Here is a 12,745-nt window from a genome sequence, read left to right on the forward strand (position 1 = left end):
TCGCTATCGCAGCTGGAGTTTTCGCGCCACCAAAACCAGCGCCAAAAAGCTTTCAAGCTTTCAAGCTACGCAATAACCCTCCATCACTGCGCCGCAATAGCCTTCTCGATAGCCGCCCGGAACGCCGGATCATCCGGCTTGGTCAGGCTGGAAAAATTACCAATCACCTTGCCCTTGCGATCAACCACATATTTGTAGAAATTCCACTTCGGCGCACTGCTCTGGTTGGCCAATTCAACGAACAACGGAATCGCATCCTTGCCCCGAACCGGCTGAGCCTTGGTCATGGTGAACGTCACACCGTAATTGGCATAGCACACCTTGGCCGTCTTCTCGCTATCGGCGTCTTCCTGCTTGAAGTCATTGGACGGCACACCCAACATCTCCAGGCCCTGTTCGTGATACGCCTTGTACGTTGCTTCAAGCCCCTCGAACTGCGGCGCAAAACCACAGTAACTGGCGGTGTTCACCACCACCAGAGGCTTACCGGCAAACCGCTCGCACAGCTCGATCTGCCCCTTGCCCCGCAATTCCGGCAAGCTGCCCTGCAATAACGCCGGGCAATCGGCCGCCCAGCTCGACGCACTGGCCAGCAAGCCCAGCACCGTCACCGTCAACCCCTGTATACGCATGTCTGTTGCTCCCGCAATCCGAGCCTTGAGCTTGCAGGGTAGCGCCTAACAGACGCTCATGCCCAACTGCATCAACGCCAAGCCCCCGCGGTGCCAGCCCCACCACACCAGCGCCAGCAGCAATATTCCGGCAACAGCCAGCAGCCCGCGAACCCAATAGCGGCTCATGCTGCCTGCGCCTGCAAGCGGGCGACCGGGCGTTCGCGTACCGGCCAGTTCAGGGCGGCAGCCAACACGCTGAGCAGGATGGAGATCTGCCACACCAGGTCATAGCTGCCCGTGCGGTCGTACACCACCCCACCCAGCCAGCCCCCCAGGAACGCACCCAGCTGGTGGAACAGGAACACGATACCGCCCAGCATGGAAAGGTTGCGCACCCCGAACACGGTCGCCACGGTGCCATTGGTCAGCGGCACGGTAGACAACCACAGCAGCCCCATGGCGATACCGAACAGGTAGGCACTGAACTGAGTCACCGGCGCCCACAGGAACAGCACGATCACCACCGCCCGCAGCAGGTACAGCCCGGTCAGCAAGCGCGGTTTGGACATACGCCCACCCAGCCAGCCAGCCGTGAAGGTGCCGACAATATTGAACAGCCCAACCAGCGCCAGCACCGTGGTACCGGTACTCGCGGGCAGATGCTGGTCAACCAGGTAGGCCGGCAGGTGCACGCCGATGAATACCACCTGGAAACCGCAGACGAAGAAGCCCAACGCCAGGAGCCAGAACCCAGGATGCGAACACGCTTCACGCAACGCCTGGCCCAGCGTCTGCTCGGCACCATGGCTGGGCAATGGGCGGTCGCGCAGCAGGCCCACAAAAGGCACGATGAATGCCACCAGCAGCCCCAATACCAACAGGGCCGCCGACCAACCCAGCCACTGGATGAGGCCCAGGGTACCCGGCAACATGGCGAACTGGCCGAACGAACCTGCGGCGCTGGCGATGCCCATGGCCATGCTGCGCTTGTCGGCCGGCACAGCCCGCCCGACCACACCGAGGATCACCGAAAACGAAGTGCCGGAGAGGCCGATACCAATCAGCAAGCCCGCACTCAGCGACAACGACCAGGCCGAGTCGGCCGTGCCCATCAGGACCAACCCCACGGCATAAAGAATACCGCCGATGATCACCACCCGGGCCGCGCCCAGGCGGTCGGCCAAGGCGCCAGCAAAGGGTTGCGCCAGCCCCCAGATCAGGTTCTGCAAGGCAATGGCGAAGGCAAACACCTCACGGCCCCAGCCAAAATCGGCGCTCATGGGCGCCAGGAACAGGCCGAAACCGTGCCGAACACCCAATGACAACGCCAGAATCAACGCTGCCCCCACCAATACCCATCCGCTGGTTCGCCACACCGATGTCATTATCGTTATCTCCAGCACATCGCAAGGTTTACGGGTATATACCCGCTTATGGTCGTATCATTTCAGGCCAGCTGGTTCAGCAGGCGCACCAGTTGATCACGCTGCCCGCCCCCCAGGCGTTCCACCAAATCGGCTTGCGCCTGCTCCCAGGCAGGGTGGGCAGCTTGCAGCAACTGCTTGCCGGCTGCGGTCAGCAACACCTCACGGTTACGCTGGTCATCGCCCTCGGCCAGGGCTACCAAGCCCTCAGCCTGCAGCACACGCAGGTTGCGGCCCAACGTACTGCGCTCCAGCCCCATGGCCTCGGCCAGGGTTGTGATGCTGGGACGCTCAAGGCGCTGCAGGTGCCGTAACAGCGAAAACTGGGCGACATTCACCCCGAAGCCGGCAAGGGCTTCGTCGTAATGCCGGGTCACCCCTCGGGCAGCACGGCGCAAATGGATACAAAGGCATTCACTGGTCAGCATGGATACGTGTATATACCCGCGTGTTGCCTGTTGCAAGAAGTTTCATGGCGCCGGGCGAGGCGACGCTTGGGTGACACGATGCTCAGAGCCCCAGCGCCATGCCAAGCACCACCGCCAGCTCAAGCAGTTCCAGCAGCGCCCCGGCCGTATCGCCCGTTGTGCCACCCAGGCGTCGGCGCATGAGCTGCCGCAGCCAGGCAAATACCGCCAGCGCCAGCACCACGCTCCACCCGCCCAGCCACAGGCAAAACAGCGCACAACCCAGCAGTACCCAGCCCGCGGCGCGCCGTGGCAGATGCTCCGCCAATGCCTGCCCCAGGCCACCTGGCCGCACGTATGGGGTGCACAGAAACAAACCCAGCATCGCCGCCCGCCCCAGCAGCGGCGCCAGCAGCAGGTGGGCAGTGACGCCCTGCTCGACCAGCACCCAAAGGGCACAGAACTTCAGCAACAGCACCAGTACCAGGGTTACCACGGCCATTGGCCCGCTGCGTGGGTCTTTCATGATCCGCAACGTGCGCTCGCGGTCGCCAAAGCCGCCCAGCCAGGCGTCCGCACTGTCGGCCAGCCCGTCCAGGTGCAAGGCCCCGCTGAGCAGCACCCACAGTGCCAACAGCAACGCCGCGTGCAGCGGCGCCGGCGTGCCCTGCAGCAGGTGGCTTGCCAGCCACAACAGCAACCCGAACAGCAGCCCGACCAGCGGGTAATAGAGCAGCGAACGGCCCACCTCACGGCCGGCGGGCATGCCCGGCAGGCTCACCGGCAAGCTGCTGAGAAACTGCAAGGCAATCCAGAACGGCAACGGCAGCATCTCAACCTTCCTCGACCAATAGCCCGCCCTCACTCACCAACAAGCGGACCAAGGCACCATGCCCGACCTCGACCTGCAACAGTTGGTGCCTGGGCAAGCCGCGAGCACGCGCCAGCAGCAGGCGCATCACCCCACCATGGGTGACCAGCAGCACACGCTTGCCGGCGTGCTGCTGGTACAACCCCTCGACCGCCGCCAGCACCCGTGCCGCAAAGGCGTGCACCGGCTCGCCGTTAGGCGGCGTGAAGGCGTAGGGGTCTGCCCAGAACTGCCCCAGCGCATCGGCCTGGTCTTGCATGATCTGTGCGGCGCTGCGGCCTTCCCAGTCACCAAAGTGCAGTTCTTGCAGGGCAGGCACCCGGCACACCGGCAAATTCAGGTGCGCACCCAGCTCATCGGCAAACCGCGCACAGCGCTGCAGCGGCGAGCTGACCAACACCTGCCACGGGCCGGCACCGGCCACGGCACTGCGCATCCGGGCCCAGCCTTGGTCGGTCAGCGCGTCATCCAGGCTGCCACGCAGCCCGCCCTGCTCGGTTTCGCCGTGGCGCAGCAGGTCGAGGATCATGCCGGGCGGTCCGCCACAGCGGCTTCGGCAAAGGTCGCCATTTGCCCATGCAGCGCACACGCCAGGCGTAACAGCGGTACCGCCAATGCGGCGCCACTGCCCTCGCCCAGGCGCAGGCCCAGGGCCAGCAACGGCTCGGCCTGCAGCGCCGCGAGCAGGGCCTTGTGCCCAGGCTCGGCACCTTCGTGAGCGAACAGCAGCCAGGCCCGGCACTGCGGGTTCAGGCGCACCGCCACCAGCGCAGCAACGCTGCAGATGAAGCCATCGACCAGTACTGCGACACCCGACTGCGCGCAGCCGATATAGGCGCCGACCAGGGCAGCGATCTCGAACCCGCCAACGCACCCCAATGCCTGCAACGGCGCGTCAGCCCGCAGGCCATGCAGGCGCAACGCCTGTTCGATGACCTGCGCCTTGTGCCGCACACCCGCGTTGTCCAGGCCGGTACCAGGCCCGCTCAGCTGTGCCGCCGGGCAGCCCAGCAAGGCGCTGGCCACGGCAGCCGCGGCAGTCGTGTTGCCGATGCCCATCTCGCCACCAATGAACAACTGCGCACGCTGTTCGGCCGCGCGCAAGGCGCTGTCGCGGCCCGCCTGCAGGGCTGCCAGCAGCTGGTCTTCGGTCATCGCCGGCTGCCGGGCAAAGTTCGCGGTACCGGCCCCCAGGCGCAAATGGCGCACGCCGGGCAGTTCCAGCTGTAGGTCGACGGTGCCGAGATCGACCACCTCCAGGCTGGCGTGCAGTTGCCGCGCCAGCACACTGATTGCCGCGCCACCGCCGACGAAATTGCACAGCATCTGCCCGGTTACCGCCTGCGGGTAGGCCGAGATGCCTTCCTCGACCACACCGTGGTCACCAGCAAAAATGGTGATGGCCAGCTGGTCCAGCACGGGGCGTTCCTGCCCCTGCAAACCGGCCAGCTGAATGGCCAGGCCTTCCAGCTGGCCAAGCGAGCCGGCAGGTTTGGTCAGTTGCTGCTGACGCGCGCGGGCCTGGTCCATGGCGGCGTTGTCGAGGGGTTGGCAGGGGGTTTGCCACCAGGGTTGGATCATCGGGGGAAGCCTGTTCAGGGTTGGACAATGGGTAGTGGGGGTTGCACGGTGCATGGCTGGGTCATGGCGCGGCGCCCTTGAGCACCAATGGCAACCCGGCAACCGTCAACACCACGCGTTGACAGCGCTCGGCCACCGCCTGATGCATCCAGCCGGCCAGGTCGACATAACGCCGGGTCAGCTCGCCCATGGGCACCACCCCCAGGCCGGTTTCGTTACTGACCAGGATAACCGTGCCAGGCAGTTGCTCGAGGCAATCGAGCAGCGCATCACGCTCGTGGACCAGGCGTTGGTCATCCTCCAGCATCAGCAGGTTGGTCAGCCACAGGGTCAGGCAATCCACCAGCAGGCAACGCCCCTCGGCCGCTTCTGCGCGCAATACCGCCGCCAATGCCAGGGGCTCTTCGATCAAACCCCAGGCGGCAGGGCGTCGTTGCCGGTGCAGCGCTACCCGCTCGTTCATTTCACCGTCCAGCGGCTGGCTGGTGGCAATGTAGGTCACGGGCAGGCCGCTGGCAGTGGCCCATTGCTCGGCCAGGCGGCTTTTGCCCGAACGGGCACCGCCGAGGATCAGGCTGCGCATGTCAGGCCACCCCGCACAGTTGGCGCAACAAGGTGGTGTTCAGGTGCGCGTCCACCAGGTCGGCCAGGCGCTCGATGTCACGTTCACGCAGGGCTTCGTAGTCAATGACCTGCACATCGTCCAGGCCCGCCCAGCGCAGCAGGGCGGCACATGAATGGCTGCCTTCGAACAGCCCATGCAGGTACGTGGCCAGCACCTGCCCGTCGTCGCTGATGGCACCGTCGCTGCGGCCATCGGCCAACTGCACGGCAGGCTGCGCCAGGGCCGGGCCGCGGGTGACACCCGCATGGATCTCATAACCGCTCACCGCCGCAGCCTCGAGGTTCAGCGTGCCGGTGACATTACGCAACTGCTTCTGGGCTTCGAGCACGGTGGCGTAGTCGAACAAGCCCAACCCGCGGCTTGAACCGGCAGCCCCTTCAAGCCCCAGCGGGTCATGCACTTCATGGCCGAGCATCTGCAGGCCGCCACAAATTCCGATCAGTTTGCCGCCATAGCGCAGGTGGCGTTCGATCGCCTTGTCCCAACCGCGCTCGCGCAGCTGTGCCAGATCGCCGCGGACGCTTTTCGAGCCAGGCAGGATGATCAGGTCGGCAGCCGGAATCGCCTGGCCAGGGCCGATAAATTGCAGGTCTACCTGCGGATGCAGGCGCAAAGGGTCGAAGTCGGTGTGGTTGCTGATACGCGGCAGCACCGGCACGATCACCTTGAGCACGCGGTCCTGCTTGCGGCCCTGGCGCATGTCGATGCCATCTTCGGCTTCAAGGTGCAGGTCGGTGACGTAGGGCAACACGCCCAGCACCGGCTTGCCGGTGCGTGCCTCCAGCCAGTCCAGCCCTGGTTGCAGCAGCGCGATGTCGCCACGGAAGCGGTTGATCACAAAGCCCTGCACCCGCGCCTGCTCACTGGGCGACAGCAGTTCCAGCGTGCCCACCAGGTGGGCGAACACGCCACCACGGTTGATGTCCGCGACCAGGATCACCGGGCAGTCGACCGCTTCGGCAAAGCCCATGTTGGCGATGTCGCCCGCGCGCAGGTTGATTTCTGCCGGCGACCCCGCGCCCTCGACCATGACCACCGGCCAGGCAGCGCTCAGGCGCTGGTGCGAGGCCAGCACTGCCTGCATGGCGACAGCTTTGTAGTCGTGGTAGGCCACCGCGTTCATGCTGGTGACGGCACGCCCATGGATGATCACCTGGGCGCCGGTATCACTGTTGGGCTTGAGCAATACCGGGTTCATGTCGGTGTGCGGCGCCAGCCGGCACGCCTGGGCCTGCACCGCCTGGGCGCGGCCAATTTCACCGCCATCGGCGGTTACGGCACTGTTCAGCGCCATGTTCTGCGGTTTGAACGGCACCACACCCACACCCTGGCGCAACAGCCAGCGGCACAATGCAGTTACCAGCGTGCTTTTGCCGGCGTCGGAGGTGGTGCCTTGCACCATGAGGGTGGTCATGCCGTTTCCTTTTGGTAGGCCGCCAGGGCCTGGGCCAGGCGTTGCTCATCTGCCAGGCTGGCGGGCAGCCCCAGGCGTACTGCGGCAGGCTGCTCGAACAGCCGCACCAGAATGCCGCGACGGGCGAGAAAGTCGTGCAGGTGGGCTGCGCCTGGGCTGCGTACATACTGGAACAGGTCACAGCCGCCGGTGGGCGTCAGGCCTGCGCTGTGCAGCATTGCCGCCAGTCGCTGGCTGGCGGCGGCACAGCGTTCGGTTTGGGCACGCTGCGCGGCCTGGTCAGCCAGGCTGACTTGGGCCAACACCCGGGTCGGGCCGTTGACGGTCCACGGGCCAAGCAACTCGGCCAGGCGCAACAGCAGGCTGTGCTCGGCCGCCACGAAACCGAGGCGCACGCCGGCCAGGCCGAAGAATTTACCGAACGAGCGCAATACGATCAGACCAGGGCGTACGCTGCAATCCACCACGCTGTCTGCGGGGGTGTTGTCCATGAAGGCTTCATCCACCAGCAGCCAGGCACCGCGCGCAGCCAGCCGGGCGTGCCAGGCCAGCAGCTGCTCACGGGGCACGCGGCGCCCTGTGGGGTTGTTGGGGTTGACCAGCACCAGCACGTCGAGGCCGTCGAGTGCGGCCTCGACCTGTGTTTCGTCCAACTCGAGCAACTGGTGCCCCGCCCTTTGCCAGGCATGGGGGTGCTCGGCATAGCAGGGGCCCAGCACCCCGACCCGTCCGCTGGCACGCAGCAGCGGTAAGGCCTGGATCGCGGCCTGCGAGCCAGCGACTGGCAATACCTGGCTGGCGCCGTAATAGCGGCGCGCGGCCGCTTCCAGGCCGTCCTCGGTTTCCGGCAAGCGGGCCCAGGCTTCAACAGGAATGGGCGGAATGGGAAACGCCCACGGCGCGATGCCGCTGGACAGGTCCAGCCAGTGCTCACGGGCAATCCCGTATTGGTGCACTGCACGCAGCAGGCGACCGCCGTGTTCAAGCATCCAGGTAGGCCCCCAGGCAAATCACCAGCAACCACAGCCATACGCCGCGCTGCACCAGGTTCCAGCCACGCTCGATGGCGTCGGCATCGGCCGCCGGCCCCTCGCCCAGGCGTGGCCGCTCGTGCAGCTCGCCGTGGTACACCGCCGGGCCGCCGAGTTCGACACCTAACGCACCTGCACCGGCCGCCATGACCGGGCCGGCGTTGGGGCTGTCCCACAAGGGGCCCTGCTTGCGCCAGCAGGCCAGGGCCACACGGGTTTTGCCGAGCAGCGCATACGTCAGCGCCACCAGCCTGGCGGGAATATAGTTGAGCACGTCGTCGATGCGCGCTGCGCACCACCCAAAGCGCTCGAAACGCGCATTGCGGTAACCCCACATGGCATCGAGGGTATTGCTCAGGCGGTACAACACCACGCCCGGCGCACCGGCCACCACGAACCAGAACAGCGCAGCGAATACAGCGTCGCTGCCATTTTCCAGCACCGACTCGGTGGCTGCCCGCGCTACCGCAGGCGCGTCCAGCTCGCGGGTTTCACGGCTGACCAGAAAACCTACCCGGCGCCGCGCTTCGTCCAGGTCGCCCTGGCGCAACGCCTGAGCCACTGGCAGCACATGTTCGCCCAGGCTGCGCAGCCCCACAGCGCAGTACAACGCCAGCACATCAACCAGCCAGCCAATGCAGGGCAGCCAGGACAGCACCAGCGCCACCAGGGTCAGCGGCACCACGGCCAGAAACCAGGCGCTGACACCGTGGCTGCGCCAACCGCGACCACCGGCATTCAGGCGCCGCTCCAGGTGATTGGCCATGTTGCCGAAAGCCACCAGTGGGTGGCGGCGCTGCGGCTCGCCCAGCAACGCATCCAAGGCCACGCCAGCCACGGTCAGCATAGCCACGCTCATTGGCACTCTCCCCATTGGTTTTCGAACAGCATTTCACTCAAGGGCCGCTGCTGGGCCCAGTTTTCCTGGACCAGCATGGGCGCCGGGTAGAACGCCGTAACCGGCCCCAGGCACAGCACTGCCACCGGTTTGGCCCCCGCCGGCATACCCAGCAGGTCCGCCAGGGCCTGCGGGTCGAACAGCGACACCCAGCCCATGCCCAGGCCTTCACCACGTGCTGCCAGCCACAGGTTCTGAACGGCACAGGCCAGCGACGCCAGGTCCATTTCAGGGAGGGTACGGCGACCGAAGATGTGCGGCTCGCGGTTGTCCATCAAGGCCGCCACCAGCACCTCGGCACAGTCGTTGATGCCTTCCACCTTCAGTTTCATGAACGCGTCGGAGCGCTCGCGCAGGGCCTGGGCAGTGCGCACCCGCTCCGCCTCGACCAAGGCCTGGATCTGCCCGCGCAGTTCACGCCGGGTGATACGAATGAAACGCCAGGGCTGCATGAGCCCGACGCTCGGCGCCTGGTGGGCAGCGGCCAGCAGGCGAGCCAGCACAGCCGGCGCCACCTCCCCACCCGCGAAATGGCGCATATCGCGGCGCTCGCCGATGGCCCGGTAGATGGCAGCGCGCTCGGCGGCGCTGAAGGCGTGTTCGCTCATGGCCGTAACAGTGCCGCCGCCGCAGGCGGGTTGGAGGGGAAATAGAAATGCACATAGGAGGCGGTCAGCCGCCCGATCCGGTACACCGCTTCATTGCCGCGGCCGCCGTTGGGGCTCAGGCCGCGGGCAATCGGGTCCAGCCCGGTCGTGGTCAGGGAATGGTGGTAGGTGTGCCCGCGCAAGGTGCCTTCCGGCAACTCCACTGCCTGCAAGGCCAAGGCCGCCAGGCGCTTCTGCATGGTCGCCTCCCCTGGCAGCAGGCCGAGCAGTTCGGCGCGCTCGCCGGCCACGTCGGTCAACGCCTCGAGCAGGTACAGCATGCCGCCACATTCGGCCAGCAGCGGCTTGCCCTGGGCATGGTGGGCGCGGATCGCTGCGCACATCGGCGCGTTCGCCGCCAGCCCGTGATGGTGCAATTCGGGGTAGCCACCTGGCAGGTACAGGCTGTCTACCGCAGGCAGTTCGCGGTCGTGCAGCGGCGAGAAGAAGGCCAGTTGGGCACCCAGGCTGCGCAGCAGGTCGAGGTTGGCACCGTAGGTGAAGGCAAAAGCCTCGTCGCGTGCCACGCCGATACGCACACCGGCCAGCGAGGCTGCGCAGGCGTGTACTGCCGGCTCGGCAAAGCACACCGGTGGCGGCAGCGCCGCATCGCAACTGGCCCCCAATGCTTCGGCGGCGGCGTCCAGGCGGGCATCGAGATCGTTCAGTTCGCTGGCCTGGACCAGGCCCAGGTGCCGGCTGGGCAATTCGATGCCACGCTCGCGGGACAACCCGCCATACCAGCGCAAGCCTTCGGTCAGGCTGCCTTCCAGCAGCTGTGCGTGGCGCAGGCTGCCGACCCGGTTGGCCAGCACCCCGGCAAACGGCAGGTCGGCCTGGTAGCGCGCCAGGCCCAGGGCCAGCGCGCCGAAGGTCTGGGCCATGGCCGTGCCGTCGATCACTGCCAGCACCGGCACTCCGAAATGGCGTGCCAGGTCGGCACTGGAGGGGGTGCCATCGAACAACCCCATCACCCCTTCGATCAGGATCAGGTCGGCCTCCCCTGCCGCTTCCCACAACAGCCGGCGGCTTTCCTCCGCGCCGATCATCCACAGGTCCAGCTGGTACACCGGCGCGCCACTGGCCCGCTCCAGAATCATGGGGTCAAGAAAGTCCGGCCCGCACTTGAACACCCGCACCTTGCGCCCGCGGTTACGGTGCAGGCGGGCCAGTGCGGCGGTGACGGTGGTCTTGCCCTGGCCGGAGGCGGGAGCCGCGATCAGCACGGCTGGGCAGTGGCGCGCCTGGCTCACAGCTCTACGCCTTTCTGTGCGCGGATGCCGGCCTGGAAGGCGTGCTTGAGCATGCCCATCTCGGTCACGGTGTCGGCCAGCTCGACCATTTCAGGCTTGGCCCCGCGGCCAGTGACGATCACATGCTGCATCGGCGGCCGGGCCTGGATGTCGGACAGGACCTGGTCAAGGTCGAGGTAGCCGTGCTTGAGGGCGATGTTCAGCTCGTCCAGCACCACGAACTGCACGCTGGGGTCCTGCAGCAGCTGACGGGACACCGCCCAGGCGGCTTCGGCGGCGGCGATGTCGCGCTGGCGGTCCTGGGTTTCCCAGGTGAAGCCTTCGCCCATCACGTGGTAGCGCACCTGCTCGGGGAAGCGGCGGAAGAACAGCTCTTCACCGGTGCTGTTGCGGCCTTTGATGAACTGCACCACACCACACTGCATGCCATGGCCCAAGGCCCGCGCAAGCATGCCGAAGGCCGAGCTGCTCTTGCCTTTGCCATTGCCAGTCAGCACCAGCAGCAGGCCGCATTCGTTGGGGGAGCTGGCGATACGTTCGTCGATGACTGCCTTCTTGCGCTGCATGCGCGCCAAGTGGCGTTCGTCGCGTTCGGTGGGTTCGCTCATCAGGGTTCTCCGCTGGCTGTCACCACGGCAACGCGCGGCAATAAAGAGTAGGCAGACAGACGGAGAACGCGCAGGGGCCATGGCAAGGGGCCACGGTGCACCGCGCATCACCCTCCGTGATGCCGTTGGCAGATATCAGGCCGGTCTCCGGGCTTGTGAGGGGGCCTTGGCCCTGGCCTGCGCGCCTTCCCGGGTAAACACCCAGTGGCCCTGCGCGGCCGCGACTCACCTACCGTTGCGGGGGCAGCGCCGGACTCGCGCCATGCTGGCGCCCACCGGCTTCCCAGTTTCACCCTGCCCAGTCGGGGCTGGCAGGGCACCTGAAACACGCGCGAAGGTTAGAGGGTTGTACCGGGAGCGTCAATCGGAGTGGGCAGGGAGTGCGAACTTGCAAAGCGGCGACGCTGGCCAATTCTCCAGGCTGTGCCACACTGATAGCACATAGCCATCACGCGCGACTGTACGCCACCACAATGACAAAAGGAGAGTGCAGCATGCGAGGCCACCTCATCAACAACCCGAACCTGGAGTTCCTTGGCCCGGTGCTGGAACGCTGGGTCGACTGCATTGACCGTTGCAACCAGTTTTACGGCGATGGCGAGGCACCTTACTGGCACGGCGCGGCTGCCAATGCCGGGGTGCTGGCAGCCGCGGCGTGGGAGGCTGAGCTGGCGGCGTTACAGCAGTTTGCCGGCAAGAAGCAGCGCGATGAAGGTGACCATGAGGGGCGCTGCGATCTGTCGATCAGCAGTGCTGACCAAGTGCTGTACCTGAGCGTGGGTCAGCGGTGGCCAAGGCTGGCGAAGCTGGACATGGCAGCTGCATTGCAGGAAACCGCTGTGCGCGCCCGGCAGGTGGCCTACCCCAGCCAGTTGAAGGCAGGGGCTTTGTTCATCAGCCCATGGAAAGCTGGCCAGCACGCCAGCCCTGAAGAGTTGCAGGACATGGTCGACGACTTGCAGAAACACAGCGCGTGCGCGGTGGCCTGGTACTTCCCGTATGCGTACCGCAAGTTGCATAACGAGCTGGGGCAGTACTTTCCGGGGGTGGCGTTGTTGCTGAAGCAGGCTTGAAACAACGTGGGCGTTGAAACCGCATAGGTATTCGTTCGCGTAGGCCGCGCCGAGTCACCTTTCCGCCCTTACGGCGGGTTACTTTGGTCTTGGCCAAAGTAACCAAAGCCGCCCGCTCCCGTCATCCGGCCCCTACGCTGCGCTCCGGGTTCCCCTCGCTACGGGCATGCTTCTGAAGTCGCAATCTGCAGCGCCTGAACTACCGCGCGCTAAGAAGCAAAAGCAAAAAGCAGAAGCAACAACTGCGCTTTCGTGGGTTTCGCACCACGCAACCAAACCCTGCCCAGCTTTTGATCTGG

Annotated in this window: 15 protein-coding genes and 1 riboswitch; of the genes, 1 reads left to right on the forward strand and 14 read right to left on the reverse strand. The window is 66.0% G+C overall.

Annotated elements, in window-relative coordinates; all coding sequences use genetic code 11:
- Positions 1 to 83: 83 nt before the first annotated feature.
- The 14 genes from B3361_RS06465 to cobO form a co-directional block, all read right to left on the reverse strand.
- The gene (locus B3361_RS06465; protein WP_029887569.1) at positions 84 to 632 is read right to left on the reverse strand and encodes a glutathione peroxidase; all 549 of its coding nucleotides are present in this window, start codon (positions 630 to 632) and stop codon (positions 84 to 86) included.
- 45 nt (positions 633 to 677) lie between these two features.
- Entirely contained in the window at positions 678 to 800 is a 123-nt protein-coding gene (locus B3361_RS06470; RefSeq protein ID WP_256217120.1) for a hypothetical protein, read from the reverse strand.
- The gene (locus tag B3361_RS06475) at positions 797 to 1,999 is read right to left on the reverse strand and encodes an MFS transporter (protein WP_029887568.1); all 1,203 of its coding nucleotides are present in this window, start codon (positions 1,997 to 1,999) and stop codon (positions 797 to 799) included. The genes B3361_RS06470 and B3361_RS06475 overlap by 4 nt, the downstream gene beginning before the upstream one ends.
- Before the next feature lie 62 nt (positions 2,000 to 2,061).
- Positions 2,062 to 2,466: a MarR family winged helix-turn-helix transcriptional regulator gene (locus tag B3361_RS06480; protein ID WP_009686204.1), complete on the reverse strand. Its 405-nt coding sequence runs from the start codon at positions 2,464 to 2,466 to the stop codon at positions 2,062 to 2,064.
- A gap of 82 nt (positions 2,467 to 2,548) precedes the next feature.
- On the reverse strand, positions 2,549 to 3,277 hold the full coding sequence (locus tag B3361_RS06485) for an adenosylcobinamide-GDP ribazoletransferase (RefSeq protein ID WP_154211986.1): 729 nt from the start codon (positions 3,275 to 3,277) through the stop codon (positions 2,549 to 2,551).
- Between the two features lies 1 nt (position 3,278).
- Positions 3,279 to 3,845 (reverse strand): histidine phosphatase family protein, encoded by a 567-nt coding sequence (locus B3361_RS06490; protein WP_054882120.1) that lies wholly within the window; start codon positions 3,843 to 3,845, stop codon positions 3,279 to 3,281.
- A complete protein-coding gene (gene cobT / locus B3361_RS06495) occupies positions 3,842 to 4,897 on the reverse strand; it encodes a nicotinate-nucleotide--dimethylbenzimidazole phosphoribosyltransferase (RefSeq protein WP_154211985.1) in 1,056 nt (351 codons plus the stop codon). Before cobT ends, B3361_RS06490 begins: the two co-directional genes overlap by 4 nt.
- Before the next feature lie 61 nt (positions 4,898 to 4,958).
- Entirely contained in the window at positions 4,959 to 5,480 is a 522-nt protein-coding gene (gene cobU / locus B3361_RS06500; RefSeq protein ID WP_154211984.1) for a bifunctional adenosylcobinamide kinase/adenosylcobinamide-phosphate guanylyltransferase, read from the reverse strand.
- 1 nt (position 5,481) lies between these two features.
- Positions 5,482 to 6,936 carry a cobyric acid synthase gene (locus B3361_RS06505; protein ID WP_029887562.1) on the reverse strand — a complete coding sequence of 485 codons (1,455 nt, stop codon included), beginning with the start codon at positions 6,934 to 6,936 and terminating at the stop codon, positions 5,482 to 5,484.
- Positions 6,933 to 7,925: a threonine-phosphate decarboxylase CobD gene (gene cobD / locus B3361_RS06510; RefSeq protein WP_054882123.1), complete on the reverse strand. Its 993-nt coding sequence runs from the start codon at positions 7,923 to 7,925 to the stop codon at positions 6,933 to 6,935. Before cobD ends, B3361_RS06505 begins: the two co-directional genes overlap by 4 nt.
- A complete protein-coding gene (gene cbiB / locus B3361_RS06515; protein WP_029887560.1) occupies positions 7,918 to 8,826 on the reverse strand; it encodes an adenosylcobinamide-phosphate synthase CbiB in 909 nt (302 codons plus the stop codon). The genes cobD and cbiB overlap by 8 nt, the downstream gene beginning before the upstream one ends.
- Positions 8,823 to 9,473 carry a 5,6-dimethylbenzimidazole synthase gene (gene bluB, locus B3361_RS06520; RefSeq protein ID WP_154211983.1) on the reverse strand — a complete coding sequence of 217 codons (651 nt, stop codon included), beginning with the start codon at positions 9,471 to 9,473 and terminating at the stop codon, positions 8,823 to 8,825. The genes cbiB and bluB overlap by 4 nt, the downstream gene beginning before the upstream one ends.
- The gene (locus B3361_RS06525) at positions 9,470 to 10,765 is read right to left on the reverse strand and encodes a cobyrinate a,c-diamide synthase (protein ID WP_029887558.1); all 1,296 of its coding nucleotides are present in this window, start codon (positions 10,763 to 10,765) and stop codon (positions 9,470 to 9,472) included. The genes bluB and B3361_RS06525 overlap by 4 nt, the downstream gene beginning before the upstream one ends.
- Positions 10,762 to 11,373, reverse strand: a complete 612-nt coding sequence (cobO, locus tag B3361_RS06530; protein WP_154211982.1) for a cob(I)yrinic acid a,c-diamide adenosyltransferase — start codon at positions 11,371 to 11,373, stop codon at positions 10,762 to 10,764. Before cobO ends, B3361_RS06525 begins: the two co-directional genes overlap by 4 nt.
- A gap of 121 nt (positions 11,374 to 11,494) precedes the next feature.
- Positions 11,495 to 11,712: riboswitch (cobalamin riboswitch) on the reverse strand.
- Between the two features lie 155 nt (positions 11,713 to 11,867).
- Here cobO and B3361_RS06535 point away from each other — a divergent pair.
- The gene (locus B3361_RS06535; RefSeq protein ID WP_029887556.1) at positions 11,868 to 12,446 is read left to right on the forward strand and encodes a hypothetical protein; all 579 of its coding nucleotides are present in this window, start codon (positions 11,868 to 11,870) and stop codon (positions 12,444 to 12,446) included.
- The last annotated feature ends 299 nt before the right edge of the window (positions 12,447 to 12,745 follow it).

Source organism: Pseudomonas sp. UBA6699, from assembly GCF_002454615.1.
GTDB classification, from domain to species: domain Bacteria; phylum Pseudomonadota; class Gammaproteobacteria; order Pseudomonadales; family Pseudomonadaceae; genus Aquipseudomonas; species Aquipseudomonas juntendi.

What these genes read in the sequence shown, in the direction of transcription:
- B3361_RS06465 (WP_029887569.1), bottom strand. Translation starts at nt 632, where the DNA reads ATGCGTATACAGGGGTTGACGGTGACGGTGCTGGGCTTGCTGGCCAGT.
- B3361_RS06470 (WP_256217120.1), bottom strand. Translation starts at nt 800, where the DNA reads ATGAGCCGCTATTGGGTTCGCGGGCTGCTGGCTGTTGCCGGAATATTG.
- B3361_RS06475 (WP_029887568.1), bottom strand. Translation starts at nt 1,999, where the DNA reads ATGACATCGGTGTGGCGAACCAGCGGATGGGTATTGGTGGGGGCAGCG.
- B3361_RS06480 (WP_009686204.1), bottom strand. Translation starts at nt 2,466, where the DNA reads ATGCTGACCAGTGAATGCCTTTGTATCCATTTGCGCCGTGCTGCCCGA.
- B3361_RS06485 (WP_154211986.1), bottom strand. Translation starts at nt 3,277, where the DNA reads ATGCTGCCGTTGCCGTTCTGGATTGCCTTGCAGTTTCTCAGCAGCTTG.
- B3361_RS06490 (WP_054882120.1), bottom strand. Translation starts at nt 3,845, where the DNA reads ATGATCCTCGACCTGCTGCGCCACGGCGAAACCGAGCAGGGCGGGCTG.
- cobT (WP_154211985.1), bottom strand. Translation starts at nt 4,897, where the DNA reads ATGATCCAACCCTGGTGGCAAACCCCCTGCCAACCCCTCGACAACGCC.
- cobU (WP_154211984.1), bottom strand. Translation starts at nt 5,480, where the DNA reads ATGCGCAGCCTGATCCTCGGCGGTGCCCGTTCGGGCAAAAGCCGCCTG.
- B3361_RS06505 (WP_029887562.1), bottom strand. Translation starts at nt 6,936, where the DNA reads ATGACCACCCTCATGGTGCAAGGCACCACCTCCGACGCCGGCAAAAGC.
- cobD (WP_054882123.1), bottom strand. Translation starts at nt 7,925, where the DNA reads ATGCTTGAACACGGCGGTCGCCTGCTGCGTGCAGTGCACCAATACGGG.
- cbiB (WP_029887560.1), bottom strand. Translation starts at nt 8,826, where the DNA reads ATGAGCGTGGCTATGCTGACCGTGGCTGGCGTGGCCTTGGATGCGTTG.
- bluB (WP_154211983.1), bottom strand. Translation starts at nt 9,473, where the DNA reads ATGAGCGAACACGCCTTCAGCGCCGCCGAGCGCGCTGCCATCTACCGG.
- cobO (WP_154211982.1), bottom strand. Translation starts at nt 11,373, where the DNA reads ATGAGCGAACCCACCGAACGCGACGAACGCCACTTGGCGCGCATGCAG.
- B3361_RS06535 (WP_029887556.1), top strand. Translation starts at nt 11,868, where the DNA reads ATGCGAGGCCACCTCATCAACAACCCGAACCTGGAGTTCCTTGGCCCG.